The organism is Agrobacterium vacciniicorymbosi, assembly GCF_040427045.1.
Classification (GTDB): domain Bacteria; phylum Pseudomonadota; class Alphaproteobacteria; order Rhizobiales; family Rhizobiaceae; genus Agrobacterium.
The window spans coordinates 38,909-60,291 of record NZ_JBETMF010000010.1; the positions used below are offsets into that span (position 1 = coordinate 38,909).

Here is a 21,383-nt window from a genome sequence, read left to right on the forward strand (position 1 = left end):
AACGAAACTCTCAAAGGCCGGGCATCATGTCCGGCCTTTGTCTTGTTTGTCGGCTATAAAACTGTCAAAGCAGGGCGGAAAACAGGAGGCGATCATGGCAGACACCAGCGAAAACCGTATCATTGCGCTCGAAGAAACCGTGGCGCATCAGGCAAAAGCCATTGAGGAGCTGTCCGATCAGCTTGCCGAACAATGGAAGGTCGTTGAGCAGACCCGCGCTAAGCTCGACCGACTGACGGAGCGATTTCTGAGCCTCGAAGAGCAGGCGCTGGAAGCACCCGCCATCACCAAACCACCGCACTATTAAGGGAGCCAGAGATGAGCGAAACAGCCTCTGCCGCATCCGATGTCATTGCGTTCTGGAACGAAGCCGGGCCAGACAAATGGTTCGACAAGGATGCGCAATTCGACGCTGCCTTCCATGATCGTTTCAGGGATTTGCATTTTGCTGCCGCCCGCCGTGAACTCGATGGCTGGCTTGAGGGTGATGAGAGCAGTCTTGCGTTGCTCTTGCTGCTGGATCAGTTTCCACGCAATTGCTTTCGCGGCACGGCCCATATGTATGCCACCGACCCGCTTGCCCGCCATTATGGCCATGAGGCCATGCGCCGAGGTCACGACATGACCATCGATGCAGAGCTTCGCATCTTCTTCTATCTGCCGCTGATGCATTCCGAAGACCTGGAAGATCAGGAATTGTGCTGCAAGCTGTGCGAGCCCTTGGGTGAACGCTATTTTCCGTTTGCAGTCGAGCATCGCGATATCGTCAAACGCTTCGGACGCTTCCCGCATCGCAACGACATTCTGCTGCGTGAAAGCACGCCGGAGGAAAAAGTCTTTTTGGACGAAGGCGGGTTCGCCGGATAGGACATAAAAAAGGCCGCGTTTCCATCAGGAACCGCGGCCTTTTTAAAAATCCAGCTGGTATCAGCCGTCGAAGAATTCCTTCATCCGGGCAAAGAAGCCGGTGGATTCTGGATTGTTATCCTTGGACGACAGCTCGTGGAATTCCTGCAGCAATTCGCGCTGACGCTTGGTCAGCTTCTGCGGTGTTTCGATCTGGATCTGGATATAGAGATCGCCCTGCTGCGCGGACCGCAGCACAGGCATGCCCTTACCCTTCAGGCGGAACTGCTTGCCAGCCTGTGTACCTTCAGGCACCGTCACGCGAGATTTCGTGCCGTCCAGCGTCGTCACATCGAATGTGCCGCCAAGCGCTGCGGTCGTCATGGAGATCGGCACGGCGCAATAGAGATCGGCGCCGTCACGCTGGAAGAACTCGTGTGGCCGTACGGAGAGGAAGATGTAGAGGTCGCCCGAAGGGCCACCGCGCATGCCTGCCTCGCCTTCACCCTGCAGGCGAATCCGGGTACCGTCTTCAATACCGGCTGGAATGTTGACCGACAGCGAACGCTCTTCCGTTACACGGCCCTGACCATGGCACTTGGTGCAGGGGTCGGTAATCGTCTGGCCGCGACCGTGGCAGGTCGGGCAGGTACGTTCTACCGAGAAGAAACCCTGTGCTGCACGCACGCGGCCCGAACCCTGGCAGGTGCTGCAGGTCTTGGGTTGGGTGCCGGGCTTTGCGCCAGAACCGGAACAGACGTCGCAGGTGATGGATGTCGGCACGCGAATCTGCGCCGTTCTGCCGCTGAACGCTTCTTCCAGCGAAATTTCCATATTGTAACGAAGATCGGCACCGCGCTCGCGTCCGCCGCTGGAGCGACGCGCACGACCGCCGCCCATCATCTCGCCAAAAATGTCTTCAAAAATATCGGAGAAACCACCGCTGCCGCCGCCACCGAAGCCGCCGCCTGCATTGCCCATGCCACCCTGTTCGAAGGCTGCGTGGCCGAAACGGTCGTAAGCAGCCCGCTTCTGCGGGTCCTTGAGCGTTTCATAGGCTTCGTTGATTTCCTTGAACTTCTTTTCAGATTCGGCATCATCGGGATTCTTGTCCGGGTGATACTTCATCGCGAGTTTGCGGAAGGCGCTTTTCAGCTCTTTTTCGTCGGCAGTTCTGCCAACGCCAAGTGTTTCGTAAAAGTCTGCTTTCGCCATTAATTAACAAGCCCCGGAAATGGATTTCCGGCTGCACTAGGCAGCCGGATTTCAGTCAAGCATCAATTGGAGTTCAGAAAGTCTGGATTATGCAGACTTCTTGTCGTCCTTGATTTCTTCATAGTCCGCATCGACCACGTCGTCCTTGCCACCTTCGGCAGCACCTTCGCCGCCTTCAGCCTGCTGGGCTTCGTAGATGGCCTGACCAAGCTTCATGGAAACTTCCATAAGGGTCTGGGTCTTGGCCTGAATGTCGTCAGCATCCGGCTCGGAGGCTTCAACCGACGTCTTCAGCGCAGCAATGGCATCTTCGATGGCCTTGCGATCCGTTTCAGAAACCTTGTCGCCATATTCCTTCACCGACTTCTCGGTGGAGTGGATGAGGCTTTCGGCCTGGTTCTTGGCTTCCACACCGGCGCGACGCTTCTTGTCGGCTTCGGCATTGGCCTCGGCGTCCTTCACCATCTTTTCGATGTCGGCGTCGGACAGACCACCAGATGCCTGAATGCGGATCTGCTGTTCCTTGCCGGTGCCCTTGTCTTTCGCGGAAACCTGCACGATGCCGTTGGCGTCGATGTCGAAGGTCACTTCGATCTGCGGAACGCCGCGTGGCGATGGTGGCAGGCCGACGAGGTCGAACTGGCCGAGCGACTTGTTGTCGGCAGCCATTTCGCGCTCACCCTGCGAAACGCGGATGGTCACGGCAGACTGGTTGTCTTCGGCGGTCGAGAAGGTCTGGCTCTTCTTGGTCGGGATCGTCGTGTTACGGTCGATCAGACGTGTGAAGACGCCGCCCAGCGTTTCGATGCCGAGAGACAGAGGCGTTACGTCGAGAAGCAGAACGTCCTTGACGTCGCCCTGCAGAACGCCGGCCTGAATGGCCGCGCCCATGGCAACAACTTCATCCGGGTTCACACCCTTATGCGGCTCCTTGCCGAACAGCTGCTTGACGACTTCCTGAACCTTCGGCATGCGGCTCATGCCACCGACGAGAACGACTTCGTCGATCTCGGCAGCCGAAACGCCTGCATCCTTGAGCGCTGCCTTGCATGGTGCAACGGTGCGCTGGACCAGATCGTCCACAAGGCTTTCGAACTTGGAACGGGTCAGCTTCAGCGTCAGGTGCTTCGGACCGGTCGCATCTGCCGTGATGAAGGGCAGGTTGATTTCGGTCTGCTGCGAAGACGAAAGCTCGATCTTTGCCTTTTCGGCAGCTTCCTTCAGGCGCTGAAGCGCAAGCTTGTCGCCCTTCAGGTCAATGCCCTGATCCTTCTTGAACTCACCGGCCAGATATTCGACCAGACGCATGTCGAAGTCTTCACCGCCAAGGAAGGTATCGCCATTGGTGGACTTAACTTCGAAAACGCCGTCGCCGATTTCCAGAACGGAAATATCGAAGGTACCGCCGCCCAAGTCGTACACGGCAATCGTCTTGCCTTCCTTCTTGTCGAGGCCATAAGCCAGGGCAGCAGCCGTCGGCTCGTTGATGATGCGCAGAACTTCAAGACCGGCAATGCGGCCAGCATCCTTGGTGGCCTGGCGCTGTGCGTCGTTGAAGTAGGCAGGAACGGTGATGACGGCCTTTTCGACCTTTTCGCCGAGGTAGGATTCGGCAGTTTCCTTCATCTTCTGAAGGATCATCGCAGAAATCTGCGAAGGGGAATAACCCTTGCCCTGTGCTTCTACCCATGCGTCGCCATTGTCGCCCTTGACGATCTCGAACGGTACGAGGCCCTTGTCCTTTTCGACAGTCGGGTCTTCGTAGCGGCGACCGATCAGGCGCTTGACCGCAAACAGGGTGTTGGTTGGGTTGGTGACGGCCTGACGTTTTGCAGGCTGGCCGACCAGACGCTCACCATCGTCACTGAAGGCGACCATGGAAGGGGTCGTACGTGCACCTTCCGCGTTTTCAATTACCTTTGTGTCCTTGCCGTCCATCACTGCGACGCAGGAATTGGTCGTGCCAAGGTCGATACCGATTACTTTTGCCATTCTCTTCTCTCCTTGAAGCGAGTTGTCGGAACCCCGGGAGGCATTCCACTGACAACTCCTTGACTTGGATGGTCTTCCGGTTTGTGCAGCATTCTTGCTGCTGTCTGGGGGGTATATAAGGAGCGATTTTTCCCGCTGCAAGGCGGATCAATGCGTCGATTGCACCAAAAAATGAAGAAATAAAGCTTGCATAAAACAGATGAGGCACCCTGAGCGCCTTTCGACACGGCAGAAATAAAAACAGCCGGGTTGTGCGGCACCCCTCAGATTCGCGCGGATCGTCATTTCACTGTCATGCGCGGTCCCTATAGGCGGGGTGCTTTTCTATAAAACATAACTCCTTAGAGGTTATCATGCGCAAACTTATCGCCGCATTCGTCGCGACCACCGTGCTTGCCGGTGCTGCACAGGCCGCAACCGTCTATCCGCTTGATCGTGCAACGATTCTCAGCGGTTCTCCTTTTGACTTCAAAGTCGAGTTCAAGAATGTCGTAAAGCCTGAAGACGTGAAGATCACCGTCAACGGCCAGGACTACAAGACCGTCTTCGGCGCCGACGTCACCTTCACCGCCGAAGAAAAGGGCAAGGAAGACAAGGTTCTCGGTTCTGCCGTCACCCTGCGTGGCCTTAAGATTGCCAAGGCTGGCGACTACAAGGTCGAAGTTTCCGCCGGTTCCGAAACCAAGAGCGTCAACTGGGTTGTTTATGGCACCGGCGAAACGCCAAAGGCCAAGAACATCATTTTCCTCCTAGGTGACGGCCTCTCTGTTGCGCACCGCACCGCTGCCCGCATCATGTCCAAGGGCATGACCGAAGGTAAGGCGAACGGTCGTCTGAACATGGACGAAATGGACCGCATGGCCTTCATCGGCACATCGTCCACCGAAGCCATCGCCACCGATAGCGCCAACACCATGTCGGCCTACATGACCGGCCACAAGGCTCCTGTGAACGCTCTCGGCGTTTACGGCGACCGCACGCCTGCAAGCCTTGATGACCCGAAGGTCGAGACCATCGGTGAGGCCCTGCGCCGCCAGACGAAGAAGTCCATCGGCATCGTAACGACATCCGAATTGCAGGATGCGACGCCTGCGGCCATCGTTTCCCACACCCGCAAGCGTGGCGACAAGGCTGAAATCACCGGCATGATGTTCGACGTCAAGCCTGACGTCGTTCTGGGCGGTGGCTCTGCCTATTTCCTCGGCAAGGACGTTCCCGGTTCCAAGCGCAAGGACGACAAGGACTATATCAAGCTGTTCCAGGATGCAGGCTACACGCTGGCAACCGACAAGAACGAGCTTGAAAAGGCTGAAGGTTCCAACACCGGCAAGCTTCTCGGCCTGTTCCACACCGGCAACATGGACACGCTTCTCGACCGCAACTTCCTCAAGAAGGGCACCGTCGACAAGTTCCCGAACCAGCCCGGTCTGGTCGATATGACCAAGGCAGCTCTCGGTGAACTGTCCAAGAACCAGGACGGTTTCTTCCTGATGGTCGAAGCAGCAAACATCGACAAGATGTCTCACCCGCTGGATTGGGATCGCGCTGTTGTCGAAACCATCGAATTCGACAAGGCCATTGGCGTTGCTCGTGAATTCGCTGCCAAGAACCCCGACACGCTGATCGTCGTGACCGGCGACCACGCTCATGGCGTTTCCATCATCGGCACCGTCGATGACGAAAAGCCGGGCGACGAAATGCGCGCCAAGGTCGGCACCTATGCCGAAGCCGGCTTCCCGAACTACGAAGACAAGGACGGCGATGGTTATCCTGACCGGATCGACGTCAGCCGCCGCCTGTTCCTGAATGCCAATAATGGTCCTGACCATTACGAAACATTCCGCCCGAAGATGGATGGTCCTTTCGTTCCGGCAATCCAGAACGAGAAGAAGGAATATATCGCCAACGAAGCCTACAAGAATGTTCCCGGCGCGGTCTTCGTGCAGGGTAATATTCCAAAGGATGGCGACAGCGGCGTTCACGCTGTTGACGATATCGTTCTTCAGTCCACCGGCCCCGGCTCGGAAGGCTTCAAGGGTTACATGGAACAGAGCGACGTTTATCGCGTGCTGGCAGACACCTTCGCGCTTGGCGCAAAGCAGACGCAGTAATCTTTGTAAAAGAAATACGATCCGGCTTGCACAGGCGAGCCGGATCGTCTTCGTTTGAACAACCGGACCGCTCGCAAAAAGGAGATCGTCATGGCGAAACTTACCCCCCTGTTGACGCGTCGGCAGTCGCTCAAGCTTGCGACACTTTCCGCCTTCACGCTTTGCGCACGGGAAAGCCTTGCAGCGACATCGCCCCTTACTTTCGATGAAATGTACGGCAAGATCGGCGTGTTGGGCCTGGAGTTTTCCGACAAGTTGAAACAGCTGACCGGCCAGCAGATCCGCATGAAAGGCTTTATGGCACCGCCATTGAAGGCCGAAGCCTCCTTTTTCGTTCTCACCGAAATTCCCATGGCACTATGCCCGTTCTGCTCGTCGGATTCCGACTGGCCGGACAATATCGTCGTCGTCTATCTCTCGGAAAAACAGACCTTCGTGCAGCCCAGCACGACAATCGAGGTCACGGGTGTTTTGGAGCGCGGCTCCTGGACAGACCCGGAAACCGGATTTGTCAGCCTCGTGCGCATCAGAGATGCGGAATACAGAGTTTCCTAAACATGCTGTCCTTGAATATTTCAGGCCTTTCGGTTTCCTATCCCGGGCTCGCCACACCGGTGCTGTCCGTCTATGACCTCTCGGTTGCGGCGGGCGAGAAGATGGCCATCACCGGCGCCTCGGGTTCCGGCAAAAGCACTTTCGTCAACGTCATCACCGGGCTTGAACGTATTCGCCAGGGCAAGGTGTTGTGGCGGGATCAGGATATTGCCGGTTATGCCGAAACCAAAAGAGACCGCTGGCGCGGCGAGAATGTCGGCCTCGTCATGCAGGAGTTTCATCTTCTGCCCGGCCTGTCCGCCATGGAAAACATTCTCCTGCCGGTCCGCCTGTCACGCTGCATGTCCAGCCAATATGCCTATCGCGCCGCGTTCCTGCTCGAAAAAACCGGCCTTTCGCGGCCGGATCAGAAAATCGACACCATGTCGCGCGGCGAAATGCAGCGTGTGGCGATTGCCCGCGCGCTGCTGAGAAAACCCGGCGTCATCGTCGCTGATGAGCCCACCGCAAGCCTCGACCCTGAGAATGGCGAGGCCATCGGCCGCCTGCTGGTCGATCTGGCGCGGGTGGAGGGTTCCACACTCATCGTCATTACCCATGACAGGCTTTTGGCCGAACGCCTCGACCGCCGTCTCGAACTGGCCAATGGCCGTATCGTGACCGACAGCGCCCGGAATTCTTGATATGATGCGTTTTGTTTTATCCGATCTGAAGCGCCTTTGGGCTGGATCGCTGGTCGTCATTCTGCTTGTTGCTATGGCAACGGCGCTGGGCGTTACCGTGACATTGCAGGAGCGCGCGCTACGGCTGGGCACGGCCCGCGCTGCGGACAAGTTCGATCTCGTCATCGGTGCCGCTGGCAGTGAAACGCAGCTCGTTCTCTCCTCGGTGTTCTTGCAGGCCGCTCCCTTGCCGCTGGTCAGTGGCGCGACGCTGGCAACGCTGGCGAACGATCCGCGTGTCGCATGGGCCGGTCCCGTCGGTTTTGGAGATTCCTTTGCCGGCTATCCAATCGTGGGGACGACGACGGCGCTCATCAACAATACATCCGGCGGCTTTCTGGAAGGTGAGGGTTTTGCCGATGGTGAGGATGCCGTGATCGGCTCTGCCGTCGATCTGCCCATCGGTGCTGAAGTCAAGCCGATGCACGGCACGGCGGAAGAGGGTGGCCACACCCATACCGAGATCGTCTATCACGTTCAGGGGCGCCTGAAGCCCACCGGAACGCCTTGGGACCGTGCCATTCTCGTCCCCATCAGCTCCGTCTGGCACATTCATGGCATGGACGGCGATGGCCACGACCATGAGCATGAAACGGCAGGCGAGACGCATGAGGAAGGCCATGAAGGCCATGACCACGCTCCTGGGGCGCATGAGGAGGGTCATGAACACCATGATCACGCTCATGCAGCAGGCGAAGAAGCCGAAGCGCTGAGCGAAGTCTTCACCTCGGAAACACCCGGCGTTCCCGCCATTCTGGTGAAACCAAAGTCGATTGCCGATGCCTATAAGCTGCGCCAGCAGTACCGGCAGGGCAATACGCTGGCGGTCTTTCCGGGTGAGGTTCTGACGAAGCTCTATGCGACGCTGGGTGATGCCCGCGAGGTTCTGTCTGTCGTCGCCATCGGGGCACAGTTGCTGGTCGCAGCCTCTCTCATTCTCGTCACCCTGACCCATATCGTGCAGAGACGAAAGCAGATCGGTGCGCTGCGTGCACTCGGGGCGCCGCGGTCTTCCATATCGCTGATCGTCTGGACGGAACTCTTCGCACTGTTTGCCTCGGGCATCGCGCTTGGTTTCGCCGTTGGTTTTGTGGCGGCCAAGATCATCACCGGCATGCTCGTTGCCAAAAGCGGCGTCGTCATGCCGGTTGAATTTGCCAAGGCCGATCTGGCACAGGCGCTGGTGCTGCTGGCCGTGGCTGCGGGTCTCGCCATCCTGCCCGCATGGCTGGCCTACCGCCAGTCGCCCGTCGAAGCGCTGCGGGGCTAAGCGTTAGCCCTATTGCTTGGGGTGAACCAGCGCCTTGACGCGCTGGGCGAAGGCATCCAGCTGGAAGGGCTTGGTCATGACATGCATGCCATGATCGAGATGGCCGTGATTGAGCACGGCATTCTCGGCATAGCCAGTGATGAACAGCACTTCCAGTTCCGGCCTCTTGACCCGCGCCGCATCCGCCAGCTGACGACCATTCATGCCGCCGGGGAGGCCGACATCTGTGATCAGCAGGCTGATGTCGCGTGCTGAATTGAGAATCCGCAAGGCCGACGCACCATCTTCCGCTTCGATGACGGAATATCCTAGATCCTGAAGCTCCTCGACGGCCAGCATCCGCACCAGTGGTTCGTCATCCACCACCAGAATGGTTTCCTCACCATCGGCGCGCAGAGCGTCCGTGGTGGCTTCCTTTTCCACGTCAGTTGCCTCTACCTCTCCGGCGTGGCGGGGCAGGTAAAGGCAAATCATCGTGCCTTTTCCCAGCTCCGAATAAATCCGTGCCGCACCGCCGGATTGCCCGGCAAAGCCATAGACCATGGAAAGACCGAGCCCGGTTCCCTGTCCAATGGGCTTGGTGGTGTAAAAAGGATCGAAGGCCCGATCGATGATCTCCTGGCTCATGCCTGTTCCCGTATCGGAAACGCAGAGCGAAACATATTGTCCCGGCTCCAGCCCGCGCACCCGTGCCGACCTGTCATCCATCCAGCGATTGCAGGTCTCGATCGTCAGGTTTCCACCCGATGGCATGGCGTCGCGGGCATTGATGCAGAGGTTCAGCAACGCATTTTCCAGCTGTCCCGCATCCACATAGGTCGCCCATAGCCCAGCCGCTCCCACGGTCTCGACCTTGATGCCGGGACCAACGCTGCGGGTAATGAGATCAAGCATGCCATCCACCAGCGAATTGATGTTGAGCGGCTTGGGGTCCAGCGTCTGGCGGCGGGAAAAGGCAAGCAGTCTTTGGGTCAGCGCCGCCGCCCGCTTGGTGGCACCGACAGCGCCGTTGATGTAGCGCTCGAGATCGCCCACACGGCCTTGGGCGAGCCGCGTGTTCATCATTTCCAGACTGCCGCTGATTCCCGCCAGAATATTGTTGAAATCATGCGCCAGCCCGCCGGTCAGCTGTCCCACGGCCTCCATCTTCTGGCTGTGGCGCAATGCCTCTTCCGCCACCATCAATTCGGCACTGCGTTCTTCCACCTGTTGTTCCAGCGTCGCATTCAGCTTTGCCAGCGCAAGTTCGGCGCGTCGGCGGGCCGTGATGTCCTGAAACATGACCGCGACCTGACGCTTGCTTTCCGGCTCGATGCGAACCGCCGCAAGTTCGAGATAGCGGCCTGTGGCCACAAGTTCCTGCTGAAACCGGATCGGCTCGCCGGTGCGCAGCACCTCGCCATAACGGGCAACCCAAGCGTCGGCCTCCGCAGGCACCATTTCGCGCAGCTTCTGGCCAACGACATTGGGAATACCGGCATGCCGCGCATAGGCGTCATTTGCCTGAATGTGGATGTAATCACTGTTGGGGCCTTCCGGTCCGTCGAAGAATTCGATGACGCAGAAGCCTTCATCGATGGCATCGAAAAGGCCCTTGTAGAGCTCTTCGCTTTCGTGGCGCGCGCGCTCGGCCAGCGTTCGCTCAGTGACGTCGGAACCTTCAACGAAGATGGCTTCCACCGTGCCATTCGCGCCAATAATCGGCTGGTAGAGAAAATCGATATAGCGCTCGGTGACGGGTGCCTCTGGTGCAGATTGCACGGCATAGAGTGCACCAGATGCCGAATAGGCCTGGCCGGAGCGGTAGACATCATCGAGGATCTTCAAAAAGCCCTGCGCGGCGGCGTCTGGTAATGCATCCGCGACTGTGCGACCGATGAGATCATCGCGACCGACAAGTTTCTTGTAGCTGGGATTTGCCAGTTCGAACCGGTGCTCCGGGCCGCGCAGAAGGGCGATGAATGTCGGTGCCTGTTCAAACAACTGCGTGAGAATGGGGCCGATATTATCCGTTTCGCTATACAATTTTCTACCCCGTAAAGCCCGACGTCGTGTTCCAGGCCAATTGCCGGATGTCGATGAAACCCAATGAATTTAAGTGGTTAAAACCTGCAGGCTCTGTCTTTTAGACTGCGCATGAGGAGGATGCGAAAAAGGTATAAGGCAATGTCGATACATGTCATCCATCTGTCCGGGGCCAGAGCAAGGGCGGACGTGGTGAGATGGCGCATACTCTATCATGAATTTTTCCCGGCTATATGAGACGCAAGAAGAAGTGGGAACCGGAAAAGTTCCCGCGCCGGTAAAAGATTTTCCGTGATCGACCCACCCATTCAGTGCGGGTCGATATGCGCCTTGTGAAAAATGTCGTCCTGCGGCGGGATGGCCTGCCGCTCGATCATGCGGTGAACACGGGGGCGGGTCGTGCCACGGTGCAGCTTTAAAATGCTGTCCCAGCTCTCGGCGTCGGCCTGCGTACGGCGGTGGTTGTGGCGCACATATTCCACCCATGTCGGCACATGGTAGATTTCCGTCCAGACGTCAGGATTTTCCAGATCGCGCATCAACGTCCAGTTCTGCGCGCCATCGCGCAGACGAATACGCCGCCTTTCCACCATGATCGCCATGAATTCCGGCAGATCCGAATCATCGATTTCGTAATCGACCAGAATCGCAATCGGGCCGCTGCGAGGCTTGACGTCAAGGCGCAGGTTCGGCTCCACGAAGCGGTTGAGCGGATCGAGATTGAGCGAGGCAAAAGCGGGCATGGTCAGCTTGAAACCGACAACGACACCCAGCAGCATCAGAAGGCACGAACAGAGCAGCGAATAAGACAGGCCGTAATTTTCCGCCAGAGAACCCCAGAGCCAGCTGCCCACCGCAATGCCGCCAAAGGTCAGCGTCTGGTAAAGCGACAGCGCCCGGCCCACCACCCAGCGTGGCGTGGAAAGCTGCACGATGGTGTTGAACAGCGACAGCGCCAGAACCCAGCTTGCGCCGGATACGGTCAGCACAAGGGCGGTCAGAATGGCGCTGCTGCTGATGGCGGTCACCCCAGCGCTGAAGGCAAAGCCAAGAAACGCGACGCGGACGATCCACTCACTGCTCATCGTTTCACGCAGACGCGCACTGATCAGCGCGCCGCCGATGGCACCGACGCCGAAAGCGCCGAGCATGATACCGTAGGTCAGCGGCCCGCCCTGTACCAGATCGCGCGCAACCAGCGGCATCAGCGCCAGAATGGCACTGGCGGAAAGGCCGAAGAGGAAGCCGCGCACCAGCACCTTGCCGATATTCGGCGACATCGCCACATAGCGCATGCCTGCGGAAATCGCGGCGAACAGCTGCTCGCGCGGCAGGGTGGATTGGTTCTTGGGCGGTTGCCATTTCACCAGCGCATAGATCAGCGCGAAATAGCTGAATGTATTGACCAGAAACGCCGCTGCCGCACCGGCAATCGCCACGATAACACCGCCAATGGCCGGGCCGACGCTGCGGGTAATGTTGAAACCGACGCTGTTCAGCGTCACCGCCGCGGGCAGGTCTTCACGCGGCACCATCTCACCCACAGAGGCCTGCCAGGACGGGTTGTTGAGCGCCGTGCCACAGCCGATCATGAAGGTGAAGAACAACAGCAGCCAGGGGGATAGCCAGCCGAACCATGCAAAGACGGTCAGCAAAATCGAGGCGGCCAGCATCAGCAGCTGCGCCGAAATCATGATGCGGCGGCGGTCGAAACTGTCGGCCAACGCGCCGGATACCAGCGAAAACAGCATGATCGGCAGGGAGGTCGAGGCCTGCACCAGCGCGATCATGTTTTCGGACGAGGACAGTGCCGTCATCATCCATGCCGCACCCACCGCCTGAATGAGCCCACCGAAGTTCGAGGCGATGCTCGCAAACCAGATTGTGCGGTAGGTTTGATGCTTGAGTGGCGTAAGCGGAGATTTTCTATCGGGCACGGGCAGTCCAATTGATGCAATTGCTGGTGATGCGGCTGACACTATAGACGCCGTTTGAGAGGATGCTACTGTTTCGGCGTGTGCCAAGGTAAAATTGTGACCAAAGCCAATTTCGCTGCTTTTGCGCCCCATCCTTGCAATATCGGCCATTAGGGTTTATACGGGCCTTCAAATTCTTGATCGTCTGATGAAGAGTGGGGCCGCAAGGCTCCGCTCTTTTTCGTTAGGCGCCCCAAAAACCGGGACAAAGCGTTCCGGTTGCAGACAAAGACCGGAAGGCCAGAATGGCAGACGCCGAACCAAGACTGATAACCGAAACGGGCATAGACCAGCGGATCGCCGAGATCATCGAGCCGGTTCTGACGGGTATGGGCTTCCTGCTGGTCAGGGTTCGGCTGTCCAGTCAAAACGGCTCGACCCTGCAGATCATGGCCGAACGCGAAGACGGAACCATGACCGTTCAGGACTGTGAAGCGCTCTCCATGGCGATTTCACCGGTTCTTGATGTGGAAGATCCCGTCGAAAAGGCGTACCATCTGGAAGTGTCCTCGCCCGGTATCGACCGGCCGATGGTGCGAAAAATGGATTTTGTCCGCTGGCAGGGCCATATCGTCAAGGTCGAGACATCGATCCTGGTGGACAATCGCAAGCGTTTTCGCGGCAAGATCGCCAGCGTAGAAGAAGACGGTTTCAAGCTTGAGCGTGACCAGATCGGTTACGGCGAAGAGCCGGTGGTGACGATCCCGTTCAATACACTTTCCGACGCGAAGCTCATTCTGACGGACGATCTTATTCGCGACGCACTGAAGGCGGACAAGCAGGCCAAGGCCGCTGCTGCCAATCAGAACGAAGAAGCAGACGAAGACTAATTCCAACGTATAAGCCCTGATAACGCGGGCAAAACGACATACGGAGACATAAAAATGGCAGTCAGTGCTAACAGGCTTGAGCTTCTGCAGATCGCCGATGCTGTGGCGCGCGAAAAGGTCATCGACCGCGAAATCGTGCTGGCCGCAATGGCTGATGCTATTCAGAAGGCTGCCCGCTCGCGTTACGGTTCCGAAACCAACATCCGCGCCGACATCAACTCCAAGACCGGCGAAATCCGCTTGCAGCGTCTGCTCGAAGTTGTCGAGAAGGCCGAAGACTACGGCACGCAGATCCCACTGGAACTGGCGCGCGACCGCAACGTCGATGCCAAGATCGGCGACTACATTGCCGATCCGCTGCCGCCGATGGATTTTGGCCGTATCGCTGCCCAGTCCGCCAAGCAGGTTATCGTCCAGAAGGTTCGTGAAGCCGAGCGTGATCGCCAGTATGACGAGTTCAAGGACCGCATCGGCGAAATCATCAACGGTACCGTCAAGCGTGTCGAATATGGCAACGTCATCGTCGATCTGGGCCGTGGCGAAGGCATTATCCGTCGTGACGAGATGATTCCTCGCGAAAACCTGCGTTACGGCGATCGCGTTCGCGCCTTCGTTTACGACGTGCGCCGCGAACAGCGCGGTCCGCAGATTTTCCTGTCGCGTACGCATCCACAGTTCATGGTCAAGCTCTTCACCATGGAAGTGCCAGAAATCTACGACGGCATCATCCAGATCAAGTCCGTTGCCCGTGACCCCGGTTCGCGCGCCAAGATCGCCGTCATCTCCAATGACTCGTCCATTGATCCGGTCGGCGCCTGCGTCGGTATGCGCGGTTCGCGCGTTCAGGCCGTTGTCGGCGAGCTTCAGGGCGAAAAGATCGACATCATTCCATGGTCGCAGGACCCTGCATCCTTCATCGTCAACGCCCTGCAGCCGGCTGAAGTCGCCAAGGTCGTTCTGGATGAAGAAGCAGAACGCATCGAAGTCGTTGTACCGGATGAGCAGCTGTCGCTGGCCATCGGTCGTCGCGGTCAGAACGTGCGTCTGGCATCGCAGCTGACCGGCTGGGATATCGACATCATGACGGAAGCCGAAGAGTCCGAGCGCCGTCAGAAGGAATTCAACGAACGCACCGGCATCTTTATGGAAGCGCTGGATGTGGACGAGATGGTTGGTCAGGTTCTGGCATCCGAAGGCTTCGCACAGGTCGAAGAACTGGCCTATGTGGACCTCAGCGAAATTTCGTCCATCGACGGTTTCGATGAAGACACGGCTGTCGAAATCCAGACCCGCGCCAAGGAATATCTCGACCGCGTCGAAGCGGAAATGGATGCCAAGCGCAAGGAACTCGGCGTGTCCGATGAGCTGCGTCAGATCGAAGGCCTGACCTCGCAGATGATGGTCGCCCTGGGTGAAGACGGCGTGAAGAACATCGAAGACCTCGCAGGCTGCGCCGCAGACGATCTCGTCGGCTGGAGCGAACGCAAGGACGGCGAAACCAAGAAGTTCGACGGCATCTTCTCCAAGCTCGACGTGTCTCGCGTCGAAGCCGAGAACATGGTTGTTCAGGCCCGCCTTCTGGCTGGCTGGATTACCGCTGAGGATCTTGCTGCAGAGCAGGAAGAGGCAGCGACCGAGGAGGCGGATACCGCCGATCAGGAATGATTTCGCAAGCGCATGAGCCTGATGACCTGCTGGATGACGAGCGGCGGGTCGAAGGTACAGGCAGTGAGCGGACGTGCATTGTAACGCGGCAGATTGGAACACCCGATGAGTTGGTCCGTTTTGTCGCAGGCCCGGACAAAAGCGTTGTTCCGGACCTGAAACGCCAATTGCCAGGGCGCGGATGCTGGGTCACTCCCGAGCGCGCCCTGATCGAAAAGGCCATCGCGAAAAAGCTTTTCGCGCGCGCCTTGAAGACCGATGTGAAGGCCGGACCTGAACTCCTGGAGTTGATGGACCGGCTGCTGGCGCAGCAACTGGCCGGTATGATGAACATGGCCCGCAAAGCCGGGCAGTTCATCAGCGGGGCCACGAAGGTGGATGCGGCTGTTCGTTCTGGCAACACCCTTGCGGTGTTCCATGCAACGGACGCGGCGCCCGATGGCGTCAGAAAGATAAACCAGGCCCGCAAAGCCTGGACCCTCGGTTCAGGAGCCGAGACAGAAATACCGTCCTTTCATCTGTTCAGTGAGCAGGAAATGGACGAACTGATGGGCCAGAATGCTTTTATCCATGCCTGCGCGCTTGCGGGACAGGCGGGTGAGGGTGTAGTGAAGCGCGCAAAGATGCTTGAGCAGTATCGCGGTGGCGAGAAACCTCAAGGCGAAATTGACGCTGCCCGGACGGAAAGACAATGACGCGGTTATCGGACATGACCGTCTGCCGCGTTCGGATACAGCAATTGTAGAGACTAGAGTCTGGTGACGTCATCCGGCTCTCGTCTGAAGGAACGGGAACGGAATGACCGATAACAACGACGACAAGACACTCAACGCATCGCCTAAGAAGACCCTTACCCTCAAGCCGGGTGGAGCGTCTCAGGGGACTGTGCGTCAAGATATGGGTCGAGGTCGCACGAACGCGGTTGTGGTGGAAACACGCAAGCGCCGTCCCTTGCGTCCTGAAGACGAAAAGCATGTTGTAACACCAATTACACCGCAGCCACGCCCGGCGGCACCTGCCGCAGCCGCAGCGCCGGCTGCTGCGCGTCCGCAGCAGCCGCAGCAGCGCGTTCACCAGTCCGGCAATCAGCAGCGTCCGCAGCCATCGCCGCAGCCGCAGCGCCAGCCGGATCGCCCGCGCGGCAACGTCCTGCACGATCTGTCTGCCGGTGAAATGGATGCGCGTCGCCGCGCTCTTGCCGAAGCGCAGGCCCGCGACATCATCGAAGCCAAGCAGCGCGCCGAAGACGAAGCCCGCCGCAAGGTGGAAGAAGAAGCGCGTCTCGTCGCCGAAAAAGAAGAAGCGGCCCGCCGCGCCAAGGAAGAGGCAGAAGCTGCAAAGCTTGCCGCGTCCCAGCCACAGACGGAAGAGAAAGTGGAACGTCCGGTCGAAAGACCAGCCGCTTCCGCTCAGCCTGCCCGTCAGGACGGACGTCCCCAGTCCACGACGCGCCCTGCCGCGCCGACGCCTGCTGCTCCTCTGCCGCTTCCGGCTCGTGGTGCCCCCGGTGCCCGTCGTACGGAAAAAGAAGACGATGATGATCGCGGTCCACGCCGTGGCAACCTGCCGGTTCGAGGCAAGGTCGCTGCACCCGCACCGGCAAAGCCTGCTGCCCGTCTGAAGACGGAAGAAGAGCGCCGCCGTGGCAAGCTGACGGTTACGTCCAATCTGGAAGAAGACGGTAGCCCGCGCGGTCGCTCGCTTTCTGCCATGCGCCGCCGTCAGGAAAAATTCCGCCGTGGCCAGATGCAGGAAACCCGCGAAAAGGTCATGCGCGAAGTCATTCTGCCTGAGACCATCACCATTCAGGAACTGTCGCAGCGTATGTCCGAACGGGCCGTCGATGTGATCAAGTACCTGATGAAGGAAGGTCAGATGATGAAGCCGGGCGACGTCATCGACGCCGATCTGGCCGAACTGATCGCTGGCGAATTCGGCCACACCGTCAAGCGCGTGTCGGAATCCGACGTCGAAGAAGGCATCTTCAACGTGTCGGACAACGATGGTGGCGAACTCGTGTCGCGTCCTCCTGTCGTGACCATCATGGGTCACGTCGACCACGGCAAGACATCGCTGCTCGACGCCATCCGTCAGACCAGCGTTGTTTCGGGCGAAGCCGGTGGCATCACCCAGCATATCGGTGCCTATCAGGTCGAGAAGAACGGTCACAAGATCACCTTCATCGACACCCCCGGCCACGCCGCCTTTACGGCCATGCGTGCTCGCGGTGCACAGGCAACCGACATCGCCATTCTGGTGGTTGCAGCCGACGACAGCGTGATGCCGCAGACGATTGAATCGATCAACCACGCCAAGGCGGCGGGTGTTCCGATCATCGTGGCGATCAACAAGATCGACAAGCATGAGGCCAATCCTGACAAGGTGCGCCAGCAGCTGCTCCAGCACGAAGTCTTCGTGGAATCTATGGGTGGTGAAGTTCTGGACGTCGAAGTTTCGGCCAAGAACAAGCTCAACCTCGACAAGCTTCTCGAAGCCGTTCTGCTTCAGGCCGAAATTCTCGACCTGAAGGCCAATGTCAACCGCACAGCGGAAGGCACGGTCATCGAAGCCCAGCTCGACCGCGGTCGTGGTTCCGTGGCAACCGTTCTGGTTCAGAAAGGTACACTGCGTCCAGGCCAGATCATCGTGGCTGGCGACCAGTGGGGCCGTGTCCGCGCGCTCGTCAACGACAAGGGTGACCACGTCAAGGAAGCCGGTCCGGCCATGCCGGTCGAGATTCTCGGCCTGTCGGGCACACCGTCTGCCGGTGACCGCTTCGCCGTTGTCGAAAACGAAAGCCGTGCTCGCGAGATTTCCGAGTATCGTCAGCGTCTGGCCCGTGACAAGGCCGTTGCTCGCCAGACCGGCCAGCGCGGTTCGCTGGAACAGATGATGACGCAGTTGCAGGCCACTGGCCGCAAGGACTTCCCGCTGCTCATCAAGGGTGACGTGCAGGGCTCTGTCGAAGCGATCATCGCATCGCTGGACAAGCTTGGAACAGACGAAGTCCGCGCACGCATCATCCACTCTGGCGCAGGTGCGATCACGGAATCGGATATCTCGCTTGCCGAAGCATCGAACGCGGCCATCATCGGCTTCAACGTTCGTGCCAATGCACAGGCACGTACAGCATCCGAACGTGCCGGTATCGAAATTCGCTACTACAACATCATCTACGATCTGGTGGATGACGTGAAGGCAGCGATGTCGGGCCTCCTGTCTCCGGAACGTCGCGAAACATTCCTCGGCAACGCCGAAATCCTGGAAGTCTTCAACATCACCAAGGTCGGCAAAGTGGCCGGTTGCCGTGTCGTCGAAGGCAAGGTGGAGCGTGGTGCAGGTGTTCGTCTGGTTCGCGACAACGTCGTCATCCACGAAGGCAAGCTCAAGACGCTCAAGCGCTTCAAGGACGAAGTCGGCGAAGTGCCGGTCGGTCAGGAGTGCGGTATGGCATTCGAAAACTACGAAGATATCCGCGCTGGCGACACCATCGAGTGCTTCCGCGTAGAGCACATCACCAGAACGTTGTAAGCTCGCCCCACGAACTGGACCAACTTTTGCTGGTTTGATGGAGTGGACAATGTCCTATGCGTTTACAGAACTGGCGGCATCGCCGCCGGTTCTAAGCTACGTCTTGACTGAGAAAGACTACAACGCGATGGCCGATGCAGGACGCAGTCGGGCAACGCGTTACCTCAATAAATGGGCTTTTTGGCCGTTTGTTATTCTCAATGTCGGCTTTTCTGCATGGTTCATTGGAAAAGCGATCCAGGCGGACCGCCCCGTCGAGTTGGCATATGTGTGTAACGGCGCTATCGCAGTTTTGATGGTTCTGGGCCGCTTCTGTTTTGTTCCATGGATGCGTCGATGGCACATTCGCCAGTCCAAGCTGGACGGCAGGAGCTACGAAATTCGTTTCGGACAGGATGGCGTAGAGATGTCGGCTGGTGGGCTCTTCTCACGGATCAACCGTTCCGAAGTTTTGAATTATAGCGAAACCGAAGATTATTTCTTTTTTTGGATCAATCGGTTTCAAGCTATTATTGCCCCGAAGCGGGCTATTGATACCCCGCAAGGGGAAGCTGCGCTGCGCGCCTATGTGGCAGACGCGAAATGGAAGAAACGATGGTAAAAGCAACATCATCCGCGCCCTCGCAACGCATGCTGCGCGTTGGCGAACAGGTACGCGCCGCGGTGACCCAAATTCTGCAACGCGGAGAAGTCCGTGACGATCTGATCGAAAAGACGGTGATTTCCATCTCGGAAGTCCGTATGTCGCCCGATCTGAAGATCGCAACCGCTTATGTAACGCCGCTTGGCGTTTCCGATCACACCGACACGATTGCGGCCCTGAACCGCCACGCGAAATATCTGCGCGGGCGTCTGGGTCCGCATTTGCGGCAGATGAAATACGTGCCGGAACTGCGCTTCCGCGACGATACGAGCTTCGACAACTACAAGAAGATCGACGCGCTGCTGCGTTCGCCGGAGGTGCAGCGCGATCTGGGACCTTCAAACGAAAAAGACGACGAACAGAACTGAAGCATGTCCAAACCACGCAAACAGCAGAACCGTAAGCCCAAGGGCCGGCCGATTTCCGGCTGGCTCATTCTCGATAAGCCTTTCGATTTCGGCTCCACGGAAGCCGTGTCGAAGATCAAATGGCTCTTCAATGCCCAGAAGGCCGGTCACGCCGGTACACTCGATCCGCTCGCCTCCGGCATGCTGCCTATTGCGCTGGGCGATGCCACCAAGACCGTTCCTTATGTGATGGACGGGCGCAAGATTTACGAATTCACCGTCACATGGGGTGAAGAGCGTACCACAGACGATATGGAAGGCGAGGTTCTCAACACGTCCGCTGAGCGCCCGAACGAGCAGGCCATCCGCGATCTTTTGCCGAATTATACCGGCACGATCATGCAGATCCCGCCGCAGTTTTCGGCCATCAAGATCGCCGGCGAGCGCGCTTACGATATCGCCCGCGGTGGCGAGGCCGTGGAAATTCCCGCTCGCGAAGTGGAAATCCATCGCATCACTCTCATCGCCTGCCCGGATGCCGATACCGCGCATTTCGAAGTCGAATGCGGTAAAGGCACCTATGTCCGTGCGCTTGCCCGCGATATGGGCCGCGATCTCGGCTGCTACGGCTTTATCTCGGAACTTCGTCGCTCCATGGTCGCGCCCTTTGCGGAAGACGCCATGGTGCCGCTTGCAAAGCTGGTGGAGTTCGAAGCCATCGAAGATCGCGATGAGCGGCTGGCGGCACTCGATGCCTATCTGATCGATACGTCGGAAGCCCTGTCGTCACTGCCGCATCTCATCATCAATGACGATCAGGCCCACCGGCTGAAGATGGGCAACCCGATCCTGCTGCGCGGACGCGATGCGCCGACGCAGGAAATGGAAGCCTATGCCACGGCACGCGGCAAGCTGATTGCCATTGGCGAGATCGCCGAGGGTGAATTCCGCCCCAAGCGTGTTTTTGGTTAAAAGCAGGCGCGGAAACAGCAATGTTTCCGGCCATCTGTTGCCGGATAGACCAAAGAGCCGGTTCCAATCGCCTCTTTCCTTTATGGACCAATTGGTTTATAGGCAGCGGCAGCTTGGGCAGAGCCCGCGCTATTGAATGGCCAGTGCTGGACGACATCCCGGCGCTTGGCGTCCCGATTTTCCTTAAAATAGAAAGGATAACACGATGTCGATCACTGCAGAGCGCAAAGCCGCCCTCATCAAGGAATACGCAACCGTCGAAGGCGACACCGGTTCGCCGGAAGTTCAGGTTGCCATTCTGACCGAGCGGATCAACAATCTGACCGAACACTTCAAGGGTCACAAGAAGGACAACCACTCCCGTCGTGGCCTTCTGACCATGGTTTCCAGCCGCCGTTCGCTTCTTGATTATCTCAAGAAGAAGGACGAAGGCCGTTACACCAAGCTGATCACCAGCCTCGGCGTGCGTCGCTAAAAAACTTCCGGCGGGGTTCGATAGGATTCTCGCCGGTTTTTCTTTCGGCATTGTGCTGAAACACTGATGTTTGCGCCTGATACGCGCAATTTGGAAGAGACGGGCCGGATGGGCCGGTGCCGTCTGATACAACCGATGACCTGTCATGGGGCAGGATTGCCGGATGCTTTTGCAACGCCTTGGGGCGTTGCCGTGTTTCCAAGGGAAC

18 protein-coding genes are annotated in these 21,383 nt (G+C 58.3%); 14 read left to right on the top strand and 4 right to left on the bottom strand.

The window, feature by feature from the left end; translation table 11 throughout:
* The first annotated feature begins 94 nt into the window (after positions 1 to 94).
* Both ABUK73_RS16110 and ABUK73_RS16115 read left to right on the top strand, forming a co-directional pair.
* A complete protein-coding gene (locus tag ABUK73_RS16110; protein WP_353578171.1) occupies positions 95 to 307 on the top strand; it encodes a SlyX family protein in 213 nt (70 codons plus the stop codon).
* An 11-nt stretch (positions 308 to 318) separates the two neighbouring features.
* Entirely contained in the window at positions 319 to 867 is a 549-nt protein-coding gene (locus ABUK73_RS16115; RefSeq protein ID WP_353578172.1) for a DUF924 family protein, read from the top strand.
* Between the two features lie 60 nt (positions 868 to 927).
* On the opposite strand, the gene dnaJ is transcribed toward ABUK73_RS16115, so the two are convergent.
* Together dnaJ and dnaK are read right to left on the bottom strand one after the other, a co-directional pair.
* Complete coding sequence (gene dnaJ / locus ABUK73_RS16120) at positions 928 to 2,061, bottom strand: molecular chaperone DnaJ (RefSeq protein WP_353578173.1); 1,134 nt, start codon at positions 2,059 to 2,061, stop codon at positions 928 to 930.
* 87 nt (positions 2,062 to 2,148) lie between these two features.
* Positions 2,149 to 4,053: a molecular chaperone DnaK gene (dnaK, locus tag ABUK73_RS16125; RefSeq protein ID WP_062451631.1), complete on the bottom strand. Its 1,905-nt coding sequence runs from the start codon at positions 4,051 to 4,053 to the stop codon at positions 2,149 to 2,151.
* A 353-nt stretch (positions 4,054 to 4,406) separates the two neighbouring features.
* On the opposite strand from dnaK, the gene ABUK73_RS16130 reads away from it, so the two are divergent.
* The 4 genes from ABUK73_RS16130 (at position 4,407) to ABUK73_RS16145 (ending at position 8,711) form a co-directional block, all read left to right on the top strand.
* On the top strand, positions 4,407 to 6,164 hold the full coding sequence (locus tag ABUK73_RS16130) for an alkaline phosphatase (RefSeq protein ID WP_353578174.1): 1,758 nt from the start codon (positions 4,407 to 4,409) through the stop codon (positions 6,162 to 6,164).
* 90 nt (positions 6,165 to 6,254) lie between these two features.
* On the top strand, positions 6,255 to 6,719 hold the full coding sequence (locus tag ABUK73_RS16135) for a hypothetical protein (RefSeq protein ID WP_113087291.1): 465 nt from the start codon (positions 6,255 to 6,257) through the stop codon (positions 6,717 to 6,719).
* Positions 6,720 to 6,721: 2 nt separating this feature from the next.
* A complete protein-coding gene (locus ABUK73_RS16140) occupies positions 6,722 to 7,402 on the top strand; it encodes an ABC transporter ATP-binding protein (RefSeq protein WP_353578175.1) in 681 nt (226 codons plus the stop codon).
* Position 7,403: 1 nt separating this feature from the next.
* A complete protein-coding gene (locus ABUK73_RS16145; RefSeq protein WP_353578176.1) occupies positions 7,404 to 8,711 on the top strand; it encodes an ABC transporter permease in 1,308 nt (435 codons plus the stop codon).
* Positions 8,712 to 8,720: 9 nt separating this feature from the next.
* Here ABUK73_RS16145 and ABUK73_RS16150 read toward each other — a convergent pair whose 3' ends face one another.
* Together ABUK73_RS16150 and ABUK73_RS16155 are read right to left on the bottom strand one after the other, a co-directional pair.
* The gene (locus tag ABUK73_RS16150) at positions 8,721 to 10,736 is read right to left on the bottom strand and encodes a PAS domain-containing protein (protein WP_353578177.1); all 2,016 of its coding nucleotides are present in this window, start codon (positions 10,734 to 10,736) and stop codon (positions 8,721 to 8,723) included.
* A gap of 308 nt (positions 10,737 to 11,044) precedes the next feature.
* Positions 11,045 to 12,673: an MFS transporter gene (locus tag ABUK73_RS16155; protein ID WP_113087331.1), complete on the bottom strand. Its 1,629-nt coding sequence runs from the start codon at positions 12,671 to 12,673 to the stop codon at positions 11,045 to 11,047.
* A gap of 284 nt (positions 12,674 to 12,957) precedes the next feature.
* On the opposite strand from ABUK73_RS16155, the gene rimP reads away from it, so the two are divergent.
* The 8 genes from rimP (at position 12,958) to rpsO (ending at position 21,175) form a co-directional block, all read left to right on the top strand.
* Positions 12,958 to 13,542 carry a ribosome maturation factor RimP gene (gene rimP / locus ABUK73_RS16160; protein WP_062451636.1) on the top strand — a complete coding sequence of 195 codons (585 nt, stop codon included), beginning with the start codon at positions 12,958 to 12,960 and terminating at the stop codon, positions 13,540 to 13,542.
* A gap of 54 nt (positions 13,543 to 13,596) precedes the next feature.
* Positions 13,597 to 15,207: a transcription termination factor NusA gene (gene nusA, locus ABUK73_RS16165; protein ID WP_353578178.1), complete on the top strand. Its 1,611-nt coding sequence runs from the start codon at positions 13,597 to 13,599 to the stop codon at positions 15,205 to 15,207.
* Entirely contained in the window at positions 15,204 to 15,902 is a 699-nt protein-coding gene (locus ABUK73_RS16170) for an RNA-binding protein (RefSeq protein WP_113087286.1), read from the top strand. The genes nusA and ABUK73_RS16170 overlap by 4 nt, the downstream gene beginning before the upstream one ends.
* A gap of 103 nt (positions 15,903 to 16,005) precedes the next feature.
* Entirely contained in the window at positions 16,006 to 18,738 is a 2,733-nt protein-coding gene (gene infB / locus ABUK73_RS16175; protein WP_353578179.1) for a translation initiation factor IF-2, read from the top strand.
* Between the two features lie 49 nt (positions 18,739 to 18,787).
* Complete coding sequence (locus ABUK73_RS16180; RefSeq protein ID WP_353578180.1) at positions 18,788 to 19,339, top strand: YcxB family protein; 552 nt, start codon at positions 18,788 to 18,790, stop codon at positions 19,337 to 19,339.
* The gene (rbfA, locus tag ABUK73_RS16185) at positions 19,333 to 19,749 is read left to right on the top strand and encodes a 30S ribosome-binding factor RbfA (protein WP_062587336.1); all 417 of its coding nucleotides are present in this window, start codon (positions 19,333 to 19,335) and stop codon (positions 19,747 to 19,749) included. The genes ABUK73_RS16180 and rbfA overlap by 7 nt, the downstream gene beginning before the upstream one ends.
* A 3-nt stretch (positions 19,750 to 19,752) precedes the next feature.
* Positions 19,753 to 20,700: a tRNA pseudouridine(55) synthase TruB gene (gene truB, locus ABUK73_RS16190; RefSeq protein WP_113087283.1), complete on the top strand. Its 948-nt coding sequence runs from the start codon at positions 19,753 to 19,755 to the stop codon at positions 20,698 to 20,700.
* A 205-nt stretch (positions 20,701 to 20,905) separates the two neighbouring features.
* Entirely contained in the window at positions 20,906 to 21,175 is a 270-nt protein-coding gene (gene rpsO / locus ABUK73_RS16195; RefSeq protein ID WP_113087282.1) for a 30S ribosomal protein S15, read from the top strand.
* The last annotated feature ends 208 nt before the right edge of the window (positions 21,176 to 21,383 follow it).

Coding starts and splice junctions, on each gene's coding strand:
- nusA (WP_353578178.1), top strand. CDS start 13,597: ATGGCAGTCAGTGCTAACAGGCTTGAGCTTCTGCAGATCGCCGATGCT.
- rbfA (WP_062587336.1), top strand. CDS start 19,333: ATGGTAAAAGCAACATCATCCGCGCCCTCGCAACGCATGCTGCGCGTT.
- ABUK73_RS16110 (WP_353578171.1), top strand. CDS start 95: ATGGCAGACACCAGCGAAAACCGTATCATTGCGCTCGAAGAAACCGTG.
- ABUK73_RS16115 (WP_353578172.1), top strand. CDS start 319: ATGAGCGAAACAGCCTCTGCCGCATCCGATGTCATTGCGTTCTGGAAC.
- rimP (WP_062451636.1), top strand. CDS start 12,958: ATGGCAGACGCCGAACCAAGACTGATAACCGAAACGGGCATAGACCAG.
- ABUK73_RS16140 (WP_353578175.1), top strand. CDS start 6,722: ATGCTGTCCTTGAATATTTCAGGCCTTTCGGTTTCCTATCCCGGGCTC.
- infB (WP_353578179.1), top strand. CDS start 16,006: ATGACCGATAACAACGACGACAAGACACTCAACGCATCGCCTAAGAAG.
- rpsO (WP_113087282.1), top strand. CDS start 20,906: ATGTCGATCACTGCAGAGCGCAAAGCCGCCCTCATCAAGGAATACGCA.
- ABUK73_RS16145 (WP_353578176.1), top strand. CDS start 7,404: ATGATGCGTTTTGTTTTATCCGATCTGAAGCGCCTTTGGGCTGGATCG.
- dnaJ (WP_353578173.1), bottom strand. CDS start 2,061: ATGGCGAAAGCAGACTTTTACGAAACACTTGGCGTTGGCAGAACTGCC.
- ABUK73_RS16135 (WP_113087291.1), top strand. CDS start 6,255: ATGGCGAAACTTACCCCCCTGTTGACGCGTCGGCAGTCGCTCAAGCTT.
- truB (WP_113087283.1), top strand. CDS start 19,753: ATGTCCAAACCACGCAAACAGCAGAACCGTAAGCCCAAGGGCCGGCCG.
- dnaK (WP_062451631.1), bottom strand. CDS start 4,053: ATGGCAAAAGTAATCGGTATCGACCTTGGCACGACCAATTCCTGCGTC.
- ABUK73_RS16170 (WP_113087286.1), top strand. CDS start 15,204: ATGATTTCGCAAGCGCATGAGCCTGATGACCTGCTGGATGACGAGCGG.
- ABUK73_RS16130 (WP_353578174.1), top strand. CDS start 4,407: ATGCGCAAACTTATCGCCGCATTCGTCGCGACCACCGTGCTTGCCGGT.
- ABUK73_RS16180 (WP_353578180.1), top strand. CDS start 18,788: ATGTCCTATGCGTTTACAGAACTGGCGGCATCGCCGCCGGTTCTAAGC.